This is a genomic window from Streptomyces sp. NPDC044044, assembly GCF_056434405.1.
The window spans coordinates 517,771-534,202 of record NZ_JBWKFG010000005.1 but is presented as its reverse complement, the minus strand read 5'-3'; the positions used below and the strand labels follow the sequence as shown (position 1 = coordinate 534,202).

Genomic DNA, 16,432 nt, shown 5'->3' with positions numbered 1-16,432 from the left:
GGCGTCAGCCCTGCGCCGCGTACGAGAGGAACCTGCGCCGCGTACGAGAGGAAGCTTCGCCACGCATCCGCGGCGAGGACCAGGACGCCCAGCCCGATTCCCCAAGCACCTGTCACCGAGCTCGACTCGCCCGGCGTCTCGCCCTGCACCGGCTGAACGGACCGTTCTCGACCGCCTGCCCATCGGCAGGACGGTCCGCGCCGAGATGGATCTGCGTGCTTGTGCGACCTTCACCGAATCACGGACAGAAACTCTCTGACCGCACCGATACTCGTTTTCCACTCAGAGATCTTGTTTCCGTCCTCGTCGACCGTGCTGCGCGGCTCCACGAACCGCCAAGGCTCCGCAGGATCGAAATCTCCGGCCAGCTCATCCAGGAAGATGATGGAATTCTGGACGTAGACATCGTCCCCTTCCCTGTAGACCGGCCAACAGAAAACGAAATTACTGTTCGCCGGGTCCGTGATCGAGGAAATGAGGCACGACGTGGAGTCGCTTTGCCCGTCGATGACTGCCAGGGCACTGCCCCAGCTCTCCTGGTACTCCACCACGCTCCAGTAGGAGAGATCCATCGGGAAGTTCTCCCCAAATTCACCCACCGAAACCCTGCCGACAGCAGCACTTCCTGATGCAGCTTCTTCCGGCGAGGGAAAGGAAACAACCTGGATCGAGAAGGCGTCATTCCTTGAGGTAGTTGAGGTCTGCGTCATAGGTGCCAATCCTCTGGCCCTTCCTGTTGAACATCTTCCAACCGTCGGTGACATTGTGGCCGTCGACGTCAGGCGAGATGTACTTCTTCCCGTTGGAGAACACCTCTTGCCCATGCGAATCGAAAGGCGCCTTCTGAGTCGGAATCCCCGGGGGTCGGATCCTTGTCCAGGTCCAGGACATGCCAATCCGCCGGACGATTCCCCGCCATACCGCAACCCCCGCCACTTCCGCCCCACAAGTACCCGTACGCACATGCGAAGTTACTAGCCGGAGCAGCCTCGTCACCAGTCGGTCTGTGCAGCGCTACGGCTGGGAGGCCTGTCGGTCCGCTGCGACCGACTTCGGATCGAAGCCGAACGGCAGCTCGAGCCGGTGCGCACCCATCAGGTCCTCGTCGCCGAGCAGCTCTCCCGTCGGCCCGTCCGCCGCGATCACGCCCTCGCTCAGGATCAGGGCCCGGGGGCACAGTTCGAGCGCGTACGGCAGGTCGTGCGTGACCATCAGGACCGTCACGTCCAGCGAGCGCAGGATGTCGGCGAGTTCGCGGCGCGATGCCGGGTCCAGGTTCGACGAGGGTTCGTCGAGGACCAGGATCTCCGGCTCCATCGCGAGGACCGTCGCCACCGCGACCCGCCTGCGCTGCCCGAAGGAGAGGTGGTGCGGCGGGCGGTCGGCGAACTCCGCCATGCCCACCTGCGAAAGGGCCTTGTGGACCCTGGCCTCCAGTTCGGGGCCGCGCATCCCTGCCGCCGCCGGGCCGAACGCCACGTCTTCTCGCACCGTCGGCATGAACAGCTGGTCGTCCGGGTCCTGGAAGACGATGCCGACCCGGCGCCTGATCTCCGCCATGTGCTTCTTGCCGACGGGCAGGCCCGCGACGGTGACCGTGCCCGCGCCGCCCGTCAGGATGCCGTTCAGGTGCAGGACGAGCGTCGTCTTGCCCGCGCCGTTCGGGCCGAGCAGCGCGACCCGCTCGCCGCGGCCGATCGACATGTCGACGCCGAAGAGCGCCTGATGCCCGTCGGGGTAGGCGAAGGCGAGGCCGGAGACGTCGAGAGAAGCAGTGGCGGTCACAGGGTCCATCCCAACACGCAGACGACAAGAGCGGCGGACGGGAGTGCCAGCGCGTACGTCCACTGCGCACGCGACGCCGTCACCTCGTCGATCACCGGCATCGAACCGGCGTACCCCCGGCTGACCATGGCCAGGTGCACCCGCTCGCCCCTCTCGTACGAGCGGATGAAGAGCGCGCCCGCGGACTTCGCGAGGACGCCCCACTGCTGTACGCCCCGCGCCTCGAAGCCGCGCGACTCGCGCGCGATCTTCATACGGCGCATCTCGTCCGTGATCACGTCGCCGTACCGGATCATGAACGAGGCGATCTGGACGAGCAGCGGCGGCAGCTTCAGCCGCTGGAGGCCGAGCAGCAGCGAGCGCAGTTCGGTGGTGGAGGCGAGCAGCACGGACGCCGCGACGCCCAGTGTTCCCTTGGCCAGGACGTTCCAGGCGCCCCAGAGGCCGTTCACGCTCAGGGACATGCCCAGTACGTCGACGCGCTCGCCCTCCGCCACGAACGGCATGAGCACCGCGAACGCCACGAACGGGACCTCGATGAGCAGCCGCTTCAGGAGGAAGGGGAGCGGGACGCGGGACGCGTACGCCACCGCGCCGAGCAGCACCGCGTAGAGACCGAACGCCCACATCGCCTCGCGCGGGGTGGAGACCACCACGACCACGAAGCAGAAGACCGCCGCCAGCTTGGTGTGCGGGGGCAGCGCGTGCACCGGGGAGTGGCCGTGCCGGTAGAGCCGGTGGGCGTGGCCCGCTCCCATGTCAGGCGTTCTCGGAGACCGACGTCGTCGACGCCGGGTCCGTGTCCGTCGTACGGCGGCGGCGCAGCGCCCAGAAGACCGCCGAGCCCGCGACGACGGTGACGCCGACGCCGATGACGCCCGCGAGGCCGCCGGACAGGCGGGTGTCGGTGATGTCCTTGACGCCGTAGTCGGCGAGCGGGGAGTCCGAGGTGGCGTGTTCCTCGGCCTTCTTGTCGATGCCCTTGTCGTGGGCGACCTTCTCCAGGCCGTCGGGGTTGGCGGAGGCGTAGAAGCTGACGAAGCCCGCGAGGACGAGGGAGGTGACCAGCCCGGCGATCCACACCTTGCGGTGCGAGCGGGCGGCGACGGGGGCGGGCTCTTCGGCCGCCGGGGCGTCGACCAGTTCGCCGTCGACGCGGAGCTTGAGCTTCTGGGTCAGGCCGCGGGCGCCGTACACGAGGTCGGGGCGGACCGCGATGACGGCGCCGACGGTGAGGGCGGTGATGGCCGCCTCGCCGATGCCGATGAGGACGTGCACGCCGATCATGGCCGTGGCGACCTTGCCGATGGAGACGTCGGTGGTGCCGCCGAGCGCGTAGAGGAACGTGAAGGCGACCGCGGCGGCGGGCACGGAGATCAGCGCGGCGACGAAGGAGGAGGCGGTGATGGAGCGGCGGGTGCGCGGGAGCACCTTCACCAGGCCGCGGAAGATGAGATAGGCCACGACGGTCGTGACGATCGCCATGTCCGTGATGTTCACGCCGAGCGCGGTCAGGCCGCCGTCCGCGAAGAGGACGCCCTGCATGAGGAGTACGACGGACACGCACAGGACGCCTGTGTAGGGGCCGACGAGTATCGCGGCGAGCGCCCCGCCGAGCAGGTGTCCGCTGGTGCCCGCGGCGACCGGGAAGTTCAGCATCTGCACCGCGAAGATGAACGCGGCCACGAGGCCGGCCAGCGGCGCCGTCCGCTCGTCCAGTTCGCGCCGTGCGCCACGGAGGCTGACGGCTATCGCTCCGGCGGCGATGACCCCGGTGGCGGCGGAGACGGGTGCGTTGATGAATCCGTCGGGGACATGCATGCGCGCGCTCCTGGGCAGGACAGGAAGAGGAAGGCAGAGCGGATCGCTCGTGAACCGTTCAATGATAGTGCCTTGTTGCGAACAGCTTGCAAGAGCGGCGAATACCCAGTTATCCCGGTCACACTTGGAGCAAGAATCGGAATATATGGGACATTAGAGGGCAGAAGGCACGTGATGGTGAGGAGTTCGCGATGTCCGCAGTAGAGCAGTTCGCACGTGCCCACGTCGTCACGGACTCCCCTGACGACCAGCTCACCGTCCCCGCCGTCCTCCGGTACGACCCGGAGGCCGACCCGCAAGCGGTGCGGATCGGCCTCCCTGGTTCCCACGAGGGTTCCCACGAATGGACCTTCGCCCGGCAGCTGCTCGAACAGGGCCTGCGGGCCCCGACCACCAGCGGCGACGTGCACATCTGGCCCTGCGGGCGGGTCCAGACGGTCATGGAGTTCCACTCGGCGCAGGGGGTGGCGGTCGTGCAGTTCGACGCTTCGGCGCTGATCCGCTTTCTGCGCCGCACGTACGCGACCGCCCCCGTTCCCCACTGACGCCCAGGTCGGACGCGCTGACACGCAGGTCAGACGCGCGTGAGCTCCCGGTCCTCGTCCGAAGGACCCTGCGCGGCGGCCTCGTCGGCGTCACGCAGTCCCTCACCCTCGACGTCGACGTTCGGCAGCGTGCGGTCCAGCCACCTCGGCAGCCACCACGCCTTCTTGCCGAGCAGCGCGAGCACGGCCGGGACCAGCGCCATGCGCACGATGAACGCGTCGAAGAAGACGGCGATCGCGAGACCGAAGCCGATCATCTTCACCATCTGCTCGCTGGACCCGATGAACCCCGCGAAGACGGCCATCATGATCACGGCGGCCGCCGAGACCACGCGTGCCCCGTGCCGGAAGCCGGTCACGATCGCCTGGCCGGGCCGCTCCCCGTGGACGTACGCCTCTCGCATGCGCGTCACGAGGAACACCTCGTAGTCCATCGCGAGGCCGAAGACGACGCCCACCATGAAGATCGGCATCATGCTCATGATCGGGCCGGTCTGCTCGACGCCGAAGAGCGAGCCGAGCCAGCCCCACTGGAAGACCGCGACGACCGCGCCCAGGGCCGCGAGGACCGAGAGCAGGAAGCCGAGCGCCGCCTTGAGCGGGACCAGGATCGAGCGGAAGACGACGATCAGGAGGAGGAAGGCGAGGCCGACGACCAGTGCCAGATAGGGCAGCAGGGCGTCGTTCAGCTTCTGCGAGACGTCGATGTTCATGGCCGTCGTGCCGGTGACCATGACGCTCGCGCCGGTGTCGGACTTGATGTCGGCTCCGGCGTCGCGGATCGAGTGCACGAGGTTCTCGGTCTCGATGCCGCTGGGCTTGGAGGACGGGACGACGCTGATGATCGCCGTGTCGCCCGCCTTGTTGATCATCGGCGGAGCGACCGAGAGGACGTCGTCGAGTCCGGAGATCGTCTTGGTGATCTCACCGGCCGCGGCCTTCGGGTCGTCGGAACCCTTGAGGTCGGCGACCGTCATCAGCGGGCCGTTGAAGCCGGGCCCGAATCCGTCGGAGACCAGGTCGTACGCCTTGCGCTGGGTCGTGGACGTCGGCTGTGCGCCGTCGTCCGGGAGGCCCAGTTCGAGGGAGGAGACGGGCAGCGCCGCGGCGCCCAGGCCGATGACGCCGATGAGCAGGACGGTGAGCGGACGGCGGACGACGAAGCGCGCCCAGCGGGTGCCGAGGTTGTCCTTCGGCTTGGCGCCCTCGACCGCTGCTGCCGCGGCCTTCTTCCTGCCACCGCCGAGCGCCTTGCTCTTCTCGCCCGTGGGCTTGACCTTCTTGCCCGCGTAGCCGAGCAGCGCCGGGATCAGGGTGAGTGCGATGAGTACGGCGATGACCACCGTGCCTGCGGCCGCGAAGCCCATCTTGGTGAGCATCGGGATGTTCACCACGGCGAGGCCGACCAGCGCGATGACGACGGTGAGCCCGGCGAAGACCACGGCCGAACCGGCCGTACCCACCGCACGCCCGGCCGCGTCCTCGCGGTCCCGGCCGTCGGCGAGTTCGCCGCGGTAGCGGGAGACGATGAAGAGCGCGTAGTCGATGCCGACCGCGAGGCCGATCATCATGGCGAGCGTGGAGGTGGTCGTCCCCAGGTCGAGCGCGCTGGCGAGCGCGGTGATCGAGGAGACACCGATGCCGACGCCGATCAGCGCGGTGAGGAGGGGAAGACCCGCAGCGATCAGCGAGCCGAAGGTGATGACGAGGACGACGGCCGCGACCGCGATGCCGATGATCTCGGTGGCCCCGGTCTCGGGCATGGCCTGCAGCGCGTCGCCGCCGACCTCGACCGTGAGCCCGGATTCCCGCGCCTGGTCGGTCGTCTTCTCCAGCGCGTCACGGCTCTCGTCGGTCAGCTCCATCGAGGTGACCTTGTACGAGACCGATGCGTACGCGGTGGAGCCGTCCTTGCTGACCGTCTTGGTCCGGAAGGGGCTGTCCGCCCTGGCCACCTCGTCCGAACCGGACTTGAGGGCGGCGACGGTCTTCTGGATCTCGGCCTTGTTGGCCGGGTCCGTGACCTTCTCGCCGTCCGGCGCCTTGAAGACGACACGGGCGCTCGCGCCGTCGGCCTTGGCCTCGGGCACACGCTCGTCGAGCAGGTCGAAGGCCTTCTGGGCCTCCGTCCCCGGAATGGAGAAGGAGCTGGAGGCAGCGGTGGGCGCGGACGCGGCACCGACTCCGGCGAGCGTCAGGAGCGCCACCCAGATCAGGGCGACGAAGTGCCGTCGCCTGAAGGCGAGTCGGCCCAGTTTGTAAAGGAAAGTGGCCACGAGGGCGTACTCCCGGTCAGGTCGTGGTGTCTACAGGGCAGGGGGGATCAGCCCGACGACGTGAGCGGTCGCGTCAGGTGGAGAGGGCGGGGAAGGTGGAGAGGGTGAGGAGGGTGGCCCTGTGAGGGGCCGGTTCAGACGCCGAGAGCGGGGAGGATCACGGCGTCGATGTAGGAACGGAGGAACTCACGGTCGACCGTGCGGTCCTCGATCAGGTCACGGGCGACGAAGGCGCCGACCATCATGTGGATGACGTAGTTCAACGCCGGGTTGTCCGGGTCCACTTCGCCGCGGTCCACGGCCCTGCGCAGCAGTTCGTTCAGGCCGGTGATCTCCGGCTCGATGAGCAACTGCCTGAGCGCCTGGTGGAGTTCGGGGTTCGCGTGAATGGCATGGAACAGGCTCCGCATCAGCGCGGCGTCCCGCTCCATCTGGCAGTCGTCCGAACGGTTCGCGGACTCCAGCAGGTCACCGCGGAGGGACCCGGTGTCGATGTCCTCGATGGACACCGGCTTGTTGTGCCGCAGCGCCCTGACGATCAGCTCCGGCTTGCTCCCCCACTGGCGGTAGAGGGTGGCCTTGCTGGATTTCGTGCGGGCCGCGATGGCGTCCATCGTCAGCGCTTCATAGCCGACCTCGCGGAGCAGATCGAGCACGGCCGCGTACAGCTCGGCCTCGCGCTCGGGCGTGATCCGGCTGCGCCGCGCCGTTGCCGCCTCAGCCATGATCCCTCCGCTCCTCGCCAGAACTGTTCCGACGCCATGACTGTACCCGCGGCCTTAACGAAACGAAACCGTTTCGTACGTGTGCTGCGTCACGCGCTCCGCGCCTCCGCACTCCCTTCCGCCCCCGTGTACGAGTTGCCGGGCCCTGCGCACCGGAAAAGCATGGTGAAGTGACCGACGCGCGCGATGAAGCCCATGCTGACCACGCCTACCTGCGATTTCCGCACCTCAGCGGCGACCGTCTCTGTTTCGCGGCCGAGGACGATCTCTGGGTGGCCCCGCTGAGCCCCGGCGGCGCGCCCGCGGGCCGGGCCTGGCGGGTGACCGTCGACCGGACCAAGGTGAGCCACCCGCGCTTCTCGCCGGACGGCCGCCACATCGCGTACACGACATGGCGCAGTCTCGACCCGGAGATCCATCTCGCCCCGGTGGACGGCGGCCCGTCCCGGCGGCTCACCTACTGGGGGAGCACGGACACCCGGGTCTGCGGCTGGTCCCCCGACGGCGACATCCTCGCCGTCTCCTCGCACAACCAGCCCTTCTCCTACTTCTGCTGGGCCTACAGCGTGCCGACCGACGGCTCGCCCGGCGGAACGCTGCCCTGGGGGCCGGTGTACGACATCGCGGTCAACGACATCGACGGTGAGCGCAAGACACTCCTCCTCACCGGGAAGCCGCCGCACGAGCCCGCCGCCTGGAAGCGCTACCGGGGCGGGGCGACGGGCCGCCTGTGGCTGCACGGGGAGCAGCTCCTGCCCGACCTGGACGGTCATCTGGACGCCCCGATGTTCGTGGACGGCAGGATCGCCTTCCTCTCCGACCACGAGGGCGTCGGCAACCTCTACTCCTGTCTGCCGGACGGCTCCGACCTGCGGCGGCACACCGATCACGACGCGTTCTACGCCCGGCACGCGTCCAGCGACGGCACGCGCGTCGTCTACCAGTGCGCGGGCGACGTCTGGCTGGTGGACGACCTGTCCGCCGGCTCCGTGCCGCGCCGCCTCGACGTACGCCTGGGCGGGCCGCGCGCCGGACGCCGGATCTATCAGGTGCCGGCCGCGCAGCACGTCGACTCGCTCTCCGTGGACACGACGGGCCGGGCGAGCGCCGTCGTCGTACGCGGCAGCCTGTACTGGCTCACGCACCGGGACGGGCCCGCCCGCACCATCACGGACACCCCGGGCGTGCGCGTGCGGCTCCCGGAGATGCTCGGCAAGGGCGGGCAGGTCGCCTACGTCACCGACGCGGAGGGCGAGGACGCCGTCGAGATCGCCTATCTGCCGCGCGCCAGCGGCGAGCGCGAGCCGCGCAGGCTGGCGCAGGGCGAGCTCGGCCGGGTCCTGGAGCTGCTCTCCGACCCGGACGGCGAACGGCTCGCGATCGCGTCGAACGACGGCAGGCTCCTCCTGGTCGACGCGACCGAGGAGTCGGACGGCGAGGTGACGGAGCTGATCCGCTCCCTCAACGGCCCGGTGCGGGATCTGGCGTTCTCGCCGGACGGGGCCTGGCTGACCTGGTCGCACCCGGGCATCGGCCGCTCGCTCCGGCAGATCAAGATGGCCCGCATCCACGGCCCCGGCGCCCGGACGATCGTCGACGTGACCAACGGCCGCTTCGAGGACGAGAACCCGGTCTTCACCCGCGACGGCCGCTATCTGGCGTTCCTCTCCTGGCGCGGCTTCGACCCGGTCTACGACGTGCACACCGGCGACCTGTCCTTCCCGCTCGGCTGCCGCCCCTACCTGGTCCCCCTCTCGTCGGCGACCCCTTCCCCCTTCGCGCTCTCCCCCGACGGCCGCCCCGCGGCGGGCGGGCTCGACCCGGCCGACGGCGGTTCGGAGGACGGCGCGGTGATCGTGGAGGTGGAGGGCCTGGAGAGCAGGGTGACGCCGTTCCCGGTCTCGGCCTCGAAGTACTCGGCGCTCCACCCCGTCAGCGGCGGCGGCCTCGTCTGGCTGCGCTGGCCGATCTCTGGCGCGCTCGGCGAGACCTTCGCCAACCCCTCGGACACCTCGGGCCGCCCCACCCTGGAGTACTTCAACATCACCAAGGGGAAGAAGTCCGCGCTGGTCGACCACCTCGACTGGTTCGCGCTCAGCGGCGACGGCTCGCGGCTCGTGGTCGTCGACGAGGGCGACCTGCGCGCGGTGCCCTCCACGGAGGCCGGTGACGTCGACACGACCGTCTGGATCGACCTGCGCCGCATCCTGCACGAGGTCGACCCGGCGGCCGAGTGGCGCCAGGCCTACGACGAGGCGGGCCGCCTGATCCGCGCCTACTTCTGGGAGCCGCACATGTGCGGCATCGACTGGCCCGCGATCCTGGACCAGTACCGGCCGCTGGTGGAGCGGGTCGCGTCCCCCGACGAGTTCGCGGACCTGCTCCGCGAGGTCCTGGGCGAACTGGGCACGTCCCATGCGTACGTGACCGCGGCTCGCCGCAACGAAGGGCCACCGCACTACCAGCGGGCCATGGGCCTGCTCGGCGCCAACCTGGTCTGCAGGGAAGGCAGTTGGATGATCAAGCGGATCCTGCCGGGCGACTCCTCCGACTCCAAGGCGCGCTCGCCGCTCGCGGGCGCGGGCATCCGCGAGGGCGCGGTCCTCACGCACATCGACGGCCGTCCGGTGGACCCGGTGGCGGGCCCCTACCCCCTGCTGGCAGCCGCGGGCGGCACGACGGTGGAGCTGACGTTCCAGCCCGCGGAGAGGGAGGGCGGGGCGAGGCGGGTGGCGATCGTCCCCCTCATCAACGAACGCCCCCTGCGCTACCAGGACTGGGTGGCCAAACGCCGTGAGGTCGTACGGGAGTTGAGCGCGGGCAGGTGCGGCTACCTGCACATCCCCGACATGGGCGGCTCCGGCTGGGCGCAGTTCAACCGGGACCTGCGCCTGGAGGTCTCGCGTCCGGCCCTGATCGTGGACGTGCGCGGCAACGCGGGGGGCCACATCAGCGAGCTGGTGGTCGAGAAGCTGACGCGGAAGATCCTGGGCTGGGACCTGACACGGAACGCCCAGCCGGTGTCGTACGCGTCGAATGCGCCGCGAGGCCCTGTGGTGGCCCTGGCCGACGAGGCGACGTCCTCGGACGGCGACATGATCACGGCGGCTTTCAAGCTGCTCGGCCTCGGCCCCGTGGTGGGTCAGCGCACGTGGGGCGGTGTGGTGGGGATGACCGGGCGGCACGTGCTCGGTGACGGGACGATCATCACGGTGCCGATGAACGCGGGGTGGTTCGACGAGTACGGCTGGTCCGTGGAGAACCACGGCGTGACGCCGGACCTGGAGGTCCTGCGCACGCCCCTGGACTGGGCGGAGGGCAGGCACGCCCAGCTCGACGACGCGGTGGGGGTGGCGCTCGACCTCCTGGAACGGCAGCCCGCGGCGACTCCGCCGGGCCTGGACGACGTGCCGGACAGACGGCGGCCGAAGCTTCCGCCGCGGGGGTAGCGGGGCGTCTCGGGCAGGGCTTCTCGTGGTTCGTCACTGCCGGTCATTGATCGAAATGCGAGGAATGTACCTGCATGTCAGTCTGGTCGAGGCCCTTCCAACCTCACCCTCTAGGAGTGAACCGCATGGGCATCAAGGACCAGTTCCAGGACAAGGCCAACGACCTCTCCGCCAAGGCGAAGGGCGCCATGGGCGGCGAGAAGGACGAGGCGAGCGAGCGCGCCTCGCAGGCCCGCGACGACGCGCAGGAGCGCGGCTCGCAGGCCCAGGAGGAAGCGCGCGAGCGTTCCGCGAACGCCCCGGACCAGGCCCGGGACGCCGCGCAGGAGCAGCAGGACAAGTTCAACCAGAACTACGACGCCTGACGCTGCGCCGAGCTTTGACCAGTGGGGCCCACCCGGGACGCCGGGCGGGCCCCACCGCCGCGTGGGGCGGAAATCAACTACCGCCCCGCACGCCCCTGCTCATCGGCGGAGCCCCCCGCCCCCACCAGCCCCGTGGAGACCGAACCAAGCCGGGGTTCGAACCTGCGCATCTCGCGCTGGCCCACCGAGCCGATGATCCCCGGCAGGTATCCCCGGATGCCCTGCATCCCCCGCAGCCACCACTGCGCGTACACATGACTGGACCGGCGCTCGATCCCGGCGACGATCCGGTCCACCGCCGGACCCAGCGGGTACGTCTTGCTGGCCGGCCACGGCAGGCGCTGCCGCAACTCCCGCATCACGTCGTCCTGGTCCGCGCCCCGCACCATGTCCGTGTCCGTCCAGGACAGGTAACCGACGCCCACCTTCACGCCCTTGTAGCCGACCTCGGCCCGCAGACAGTGCGCGTACGCCTCGACGCCCGACTTCGAAGCGCAGTACGCCGTCATCATCGGCGCCGGCGTGATCGCCGCCAGCGAGGCGATCTGCAGCAGATAGCCCCGGCTCTCCATCAGCACCGGCAGGAACGCCCTGCCCGTCACCGCGCTGCCGATGAGGTTGACCTCGATCACCCGGCGCCACGCGTCGGGGTCGGACTCGACGAAAGGACCGCCGTTGGCGACGCCCGCGTTGGCGACGACGATGTCGACCTTCCCGAACCGCTCCTTGACCTCCTGGGCGACCCGGGCCATCGCGGCATGGTCCGTCACGTCCGCATGCCAGGCCTCGGCCTCCGTGTGCAGCCGCCCCGCCACCTGCTTCAGCTCGTCCGGCTCCAGGCCGACGAGCGCGATCTTCGCGCCCCGCGCCGACAGCTTGCGCGCGAGCAACTCCCCCACGCCACGCGCCGCCCCGGTGACGACCGCGACCTGACCCTCCAGGCTGACCTTGCTCATGCGCTGCTCCCCTCAAGTCCCTGGACCTGCGACGCGTCCACTCGTACGTACGACTCCACGAGATCCCTGATCCCCGCCGATATCGCTTCCGGCGCCTCCACCGGCGTCATGTGACCCAGCCCCGGCAGCTCGGTGAGGCCGAGGGAGTCCGGCAGCATCGCGGCGATGCGCCGCGCGTGCGTGACCGGCGTCATCCGGTCGGCCGTGCCCGCGACGACCGCGGTCGGCACCGTCAACTCCAGGACGCCCGCGTCGAGTTCGAGCTCGTCGAGCACGTGCGACCAGCGGTAGCGCACCACCCTCGGGCACCCGTGCACGATCCGCGCGCACACGTCGACCCGCTCCGGGGGCGAACCGGCGCCCATCGTCGCGTACTTGAGGATCTTGCGGGCCAGCGGCGTCACGGGCCCCAGCGGCGCCTTCGCGCCGAGCACCGACCGCGTGATCCGCGTCCGCAGCCGGCCGGCCCGCATCGGCACCACGAGCGACTCGGCGACGAGCCGCGAACTCCCCGTGCTGCACAGCAGGGCCGCCGCCGTGTGCTCCCGGAACCCGGGCCGCGTGCTCGCGGCCATGATCGTCATGCCGCCCATGGAGTGCCCGGCGAGCACGGCCCGCTCCCCCGGCTCCAGCGTCGCCGCCAGCACCGCCTCCAGGTCGTCGGCGAGCGCGGTGGTGCTGTAGCCGTCGACGCCGTCCGGCGCGGCACTGCGTCCGTGCCCCCGCTGGTCGTACGCGATCACCCGGTGGTCGACGGCCAGGTCGCGTATCTGCGCCGCCCAGAAGGCGGTCGAGCAGGTCCAGCCGTGCGCGAGCACCACCGCGGGCGCGCCATCGGGGCCGTGCACCTCGGCGTGCAGCCGCGCACCGTCCGCCGACACGACGGTCAGTTCCCGCGCGGCGGGGGGCGGGGCGAAGGGCCCGCTCGTCACATGTGTCAGCCTGCTCATGCCCCCGCCTCGACCTTCTTCGCCGTACGCGATGTCTTCTTCCCCGTACGGGACTTCGCCACCGCGTCCGCGTCCGCGTCCGCGTCCACCTTCGGGGGCCGCACCACCTCGTACTCGGCGAGATCCACCCGCCGCGTGGCGCCCCTGAACTCGGTCGTCGTACCCGGCCAGATCGTCGTGTTCACGCCGTTCTCGTCGAGGTACCAGCTGTTGCAGCCGCCGGTGTTCCACACGGTGCGCTTCATCCGCTCCTGCACCTTGTCGTTCCACGCCTGCACGGCGCTCGTCCGCACGGCGAGCGCGGCCCGGTCGCCGCCCCCGGGGGGAGCGAGCAGGTTCAACTGCCGCATGTAGTCGGCGAGATAGTTCAGCTGGGACTCGATCATCAGGATCATCGAGGAGTTGCCGAGACCGGTGTTCGGGCCGATGACCGTCATGAAGTTGGGGAAGCCCGCGGCGGTCGCCCCGCGCAGGGACTTCATCCCGTCCTTCCAGGACTCCATCAGCGTCCCGCCGTCGGCGCCCACCACGCGGTCGGCGATCGGCATGTCCGTCACATGGAATCCCGTACCGAAGATGATCACGTCGACCTCGGTCTCGGTGCCGTCCGCGGCGACGACGGTGTTCCCGCGCACCTCGCTGAGCCCGCTGGCGACGACGTCCACATTGGGCTGCGCGAGCGCCGGGTAGTAGGTGTTGGAGAGCAGGATCCGCTTGCAGCCGATGCGGTACGAGGGGGTCAGCTTGGCCCGCAGCGCCGGGTCCTTGATGGCGCGTGCGATGTTCCGCTTGGCGAGCTGCTCGACCGCGCCGAGCTCGTTCGGCCGCTTGGTGAACGCCTGGACCTGCAGCTCCCGTATGCCCCACAGGATGCCGCGCCGCGCGTGCGTGGTGAACGGCAGCTGGCGGTGCACCCAGCGCTCGGCCTTGCTGATGGCGCGGTCCATGCGCGGCATCACCCAGGGCGGAGTGCGCTGGAAGAGCGTGAGCCTGCCGACCTCGCGCTGGATCGCGGGCACGATCTGGATGGCGGACGCGCCGGTGCCGATCATCGCGACGCGCTTGCCGCGCAGGTCGTAGTCGTGGTCCCAGCGCGCGGAGTGGAAGACCTTGCCCTCGAAGGTGTCCAGGCCGGGGATGTCGGGGAGCTTGGGGTCGGAGAGCGGCCCGGTGGCGGAGACGACGACGTCGGCGGTGAGGGTGCCGTTGCTGGTCTCGACCTCCCACCACAGCTTGTCCGCGTCCCAACGCAGCTGTGTCACCTCGGTGTTGAGGCGGATGTGCGAGCGCAGACGGAAGGTGTCGGCGACCTGCTCCAGGTACTCCTGGATCTTCTCCTGGCCCGAGAAGGTGCGCGGCCAGTCGGGGTTGGGCGCGAAGGAGAACGAGTACAGATGCGAGGGCACGTCGCACGCGCAACCCGGGTAGCTGTTGTCCCGCCAGGTGCCGCCCACCGCGCCGGCCCGCTCCAGGACGACGAAGTCGGTGACACCCTCCCGGCGCAGCCGGACCGCGGCACCGATCCCGCCGAAGCCGGACCCGATCACCGCCACCCGCACATGCTCGCGTTCGCCTCCTCGCCCGGACCCCTGCCCGCGCTCCTGCTGGCGCTCGTCCTCGGCCATGCCGCCGCCTCCCGAACTGCTTCACGACTCTGCCAGTGACCACTGGCGCAATTGGGAGAGTAGAACAGCTGCGTACTGATGGGTAGGGGTCTGGCGTCGTGAGTTACCGCCGGTAGAACACACGCACGATCCGGCAGCACATAGGCTGCTGCCGTGGCAGAGACACGCGAGTACCGCATGGAGGAGCTGGCCAAGGCGGCCGGCATCACGGTGCGCACCGTGCGCTTCTACCGTGAGCGCGGCCTGATCCCGCCGCCCCGCCGCGAGGGCCGTATCGCCTGGTACGACGACCACCACCTGGCCAGACTCCGGACGATCGCCGCACTCCTCGACCGCGGCCACACCCTGAGCGGCATCGCGGAACTGGCGGAGGCCTTCGAGAACGGCCGCGACGTCGGCGAGCTCCTCGGCATCGGCGAACCCACCGAGGAGACCCCGGTCCGCCTCACCCCCGAGGAACTGGCCGACCACTTCGCGGGCGAGGTCACCCCCGAGAACCTCGCCGCGGCCCTCGACCTCGGCTACCTCGGCACGGACGGCGAGGAGATCGTCCACGTCAGCCGCCGCCTCCTGGACGTCTCGTCGGCCCTGGTCCGCGAGGGCATACCGCTGGCGGCGGTCCTGGAGGCGGGCCAGCGCGTGCGCGAACACGCGGACGCGCTCGCGGAGTTGTTCATCACGATCATCCGCGCCCACACGCCGGCCGAGGCGGGCGACGTCAGCATCGACCGCCTGCGCCCGCTGGCGAAGAGCGTGGTGGAGGCGGAGCTTTCGATGGCCCTGGACCGCCGCCTCGCCTCGGAGAAGCCGGACGAGACGTAGCCCGGCCGCGGCCCGGACACCCCTACCTCGGCAAGAACCACCGCGCCTTGTAGATCCCGCCGCCGATCAGCTTGTACTCACTCTGCGGCTGGTGCACGCTCACCTTCGTCGTCCACCAGGTCTCCTCGAGACCGCTCTCCGGCACGGTGGTGATGACCTGCCCGGTCCGCGGATCGTCGCCGACGCCCTTCACCGACTTCCGGGCGATCTCCGCGGCCCCCGCGAAGTCCTGCACGAAGACCCCGCCCCCGATGTCGTACTGGAAGACGGACGCGTTCGTCGTGACCCAGAGCCGGTCCGGGCGCCCCGCCACGGGGAAGAGGTCGTGGCCGCCAGGGGTCTTGCCCGGTGTCCCGATCGGGAGTCCGACCGAGGAGCGCAGGGTCAGTTCGGGCCTGGCCCTCGTGCCGCCCACGTCATACGTGACCAGCTCGTCGTCGCCGATGGCCCACAGCACCTCGCGCTCGCCGTCCCAGTGCAGGCCGTGCGCGCCCTTGAGTTCCGCCTCGGCGTACCGCGACGCGCGCGGCCCCTGCGACGCCGCGTACAGCCTGACCAGCGCACCCGTGCTGCACGCCACCGCGACATTGCCGTCCGGCAGGATCTCCGCGCTGTGCGGATTGAAGAGGTCGTCGCCGGGCCCGATCGCCGTACCCCAGTAGCGCCGGCCCGAGGGGTAGTCGACGACGGCCACGAAGCCGAAGGACGCGGTCGTCAGGACGTACGTACGCCCCTTGAGTCTGCGCACCTTCGACTCGCTCGGATACACCCAACTGTCCTCGGGCCGCAGGTCTTTGTACCCCGGCTGCCCGAGCGGCGAGAACGCCCACCGCACGACGGACGGGTCGGCGTGCGTGTCCCAGACCCTGCGCCGCGGATCGAGCACGAGGATCTGCTGGGTCGCCTGCTCGGTGAGGAGCACGGGCGGGGTGCCCCGGGGTACACCACCCGAAGCGGCGGCCGACGAAGCAACGGCCGACGACGCGGCGGTCAGCGGCAGCCCCGCCCCGATACCGGCACCCAGAGCCCCGAGCAGCACACCCCGACGGGACGGCCATGACATACCGGACATGAAGTCTCCCCCACACGGCTGACAGTTGAGTCATTGTCAGG

The 16,432-nt window shown here is 70.1% G+C and carries 15 protein-coding genes; 4 read left to right on the top strand and 11 right to left on the bottom strand.

The window, feature by feature from the left end; all coding sequences use genetic code 11:
• Positions 1–230: 230 nt before the first annotated feature.
• The 5 genes from AC07AG_RS21715 to AC07AG_RS21695 form a co-directional block, all read right to left on the bottom strand.
• A complete protein-coding gene (locus AC07AG_RS21715) occupies positions 231–710 on the bottom strand; it encodes a hypothetical protein (RefSeq protein ID WP_478756796.1) in 480 nt (159 codons plus the stop codon).
• Complete coding sequence (locus AC07AG_RS21710) at positions 679–891, bottom strand: toxin C-terminal domain-containing protein (protein WP_478756794.1); 213 nt, start codon at positions 889–891, stop codon at positions 679–681. The genes AC07AG_RS21715 and AC07AG_RS21710 overlap by 32 nt, the downstream gene beginning before the upstream one ends.
• A gap of 123 nt (positions 892–1,014) precedes the next feature.
• Positions 1,015–1,794, bottom strand: a complete 780-nt coding sequence (locus AC07AG_RS21705) for an energy-coupling factor ABC transporter ATP-binding protein (protein WP_478756792.1) — start codon at positions 1,792–1,794, stop codon at positions 1,015–1,017.
• Positions 1,782–2,543 carry a cobalt ECF transporter T component CbiQ gene (gene cbiQ / locus AC07AG_RS21700; RefSeq protein ID WP_478756790.1) on the bottom strand — a complete coding sequence of 254 codons (762 nt, stop codon included), beginning with the start codon at positions 2,541–2,543 and terminating at the stop codon, positions 1,782–1,784. The genes AC07AG_RS21705 and cbiQ overlap by 13 nt, the downstream gene beginning before the upstream one ends.
• A 1-nt stretch (position 2,544) precedes the next feature.
• Complete coding sequence (locus tag AC07AG_RS21695) at positions 2,545–3,606, bottom strand: energy-coupling factor ABC transporter permease (RefSeq protein ID WP_478756788.1); 1,062 nt, start codon at positions 3,604–3,606, stop codon at positions 2,545–2,547.
• A 191-nt stretch (positions 3,607–3,797) separates the two neighbouring features.
• Here AC07AG_RS21695 and AC07AG_RS21690 point away from each other — a divergent pair, with 191 nt between their 5' ends.
• Positions 3,798–4,151 carry an SsgA family sporulation/cell division regulator gene (locus AC07AG_RS21690; RefSeq protein WP_478756786.1) on the top strand — a complete coding sequence of 118 codons (354 nt, stop codon included), beginning with the start codon at positions 3,798–3,800 and terminating at the stop codon, positions 4,149–4,151.
• A gap of 29 nt (positions 4,152–4,180) precedes the next feature.
• Here AC07AG_RS21690 and AC07AG_RS21685 read toward each other — a convergent pair whose 3' ends face one another.
• Together AC07AG_RS21685 and AC07AG_RS21680 are read right to left on the bottom strand one after the other, a co-directional pair.
• Positions 4,181–6,427, bottom strand: a complete 2,247-nt coding sequence (locus AC07AG_RS21685; RefSeq protein WP_478756784.1) for an MMPL family transporter — start codon at positions 6,425–6,427, stop codon at positions 4,181–4,183.
• A gap of 134 nt (positions 6,428–6,561) precedes the next feature.
• The gene (locus AC07AG_RS21680) at positions 6,562–7,152 is read right to left on the bottom strand and encodes a TetR/AcrR family transcriptional regulator (RefSeq protein ID WP_478756782.1); all 591 of its coding nucleotides are present in this window, start codon (positions 7,150–7,152) and stop codon (positions 6,562–6,564) included.
• A 170-nt stretch (positions 7,153–7,322) separates the two neighbouring features.
• Between AC07AG_RS21680 and AC07AG_RS21675 the strand changes: the two genes are divergently transcribed.
• Together AC07AG_RS21675 and AC07AG_RS21670 are read left to right on the top strand one after the other, a co-directional pair.
• Complete coding sequence (locus tag AC07AG_RS21675) at positions 7,323–10,601, top strand: S41 family peptidase (protein ID WP_478756780.1); 3,279 nt, start codon at positions 7,323–7,325, stop codon at positions 10,599–10,601.
• 125 nt (positions 10,602–10,726) lie between these two features.
• The gene (locus AC07AG_RS21670) at positions 10,727–10,966 is read left to right on the top strand and encodes a hypothetical protein (RefSeq protein WP_478756778.1); all 240 of its coding nucleotides are present in this window, start codon (positions 10,727–10,729) and stop codon (positions 10,964–10,966) included.
• Positions 10,967–11,043: 77 nt separating this feature from the next.
• On the opposite strand, the gene AC07AG_RS21665 is transcribed toward AC07AG_RS21670, so the two are convergent.
• The 3 genes from AC07AG_RS21665 to AC07AG_RS21655 are packed head-to-tail and all read right to left on the bottom strand — an operon-like array spanning position 11,044 to position 14,497.
• Positions 11,044–11,922 carry an SDR family oxidoreductase gene (locus AC07AG_RS21665; protein WP_478756776.1) on the bottom strand — a complete coding sequence of 293 codons (879 nt, stop codon included), beginning with the start codon at positions 11,920–11,922 and terminating at the stop codon, positions 11,044–11,046.
• Positions 11,919–12,872: an alpha/beta fold hydrolase gene (locus tag AC07AG_RS21660; protein WP_478756775.1), complete on the bottom strand. Its 954-nt coding sequence runs from the start codon at positions 12,870–12,872 to the stop codon at positions 11,919–11,921. Before AC07AG_RS21660 ends, AC07AG_RS21665 begins: the two co-directional genes overlap by 4 nt.
• Entirely contained in the window at positions 12,869–14,497 is a 1,629-nt protein-coding gene (locus AC07AG_RS21655; RefSeq protein ID WP_478756773.1) for a flavin-containing monooxygenase, read from the bottom strand. The genes AC07AG_RS21660 and AC07AG_RS21655 overlap by 4 nt, the downstream gene beginning before the upstream one ends.
• Positions 14,498–14,674: 177 nt before the next feature.
• On the opposite strand from AC07AG_RS21655, the gene AC07AG_RS21650 reads away from it, so the two are divergent.
• The gene (locus AC07AG_RS21650; RefSeq protein ID WP_478757071.1) at positions 14,675–15,319 is read left to right on the top strand and encodes a MerR family transcriptional regulator; all 645 of its coding nucleotides are present in this window, start codon (positions 14,675–14,677) and stop codon (positions 15,317–15,319) included.
• A 22-nt stretch (positions 15,320–15,341) separates the two neighbouring features.
• On the opposite strand, the gene AC07AG_RS21645 is transcribed toward AC07AG_RS21650, so the two are convergent.
• Positions 15,342–16,391: a DUF6528 family protein gene (locus AC07AG_RS21645; RefSeq protein WP_478756771.1), complete on the bottom strand. Its 1,050-nt coding sequence runs from the start codon at positions 16,389–16,391 to the stop codon at positions 15,342–15,344.
• Between the last annotated feature and the right edge of the window lie 41 nt (positions 16,392–16,432).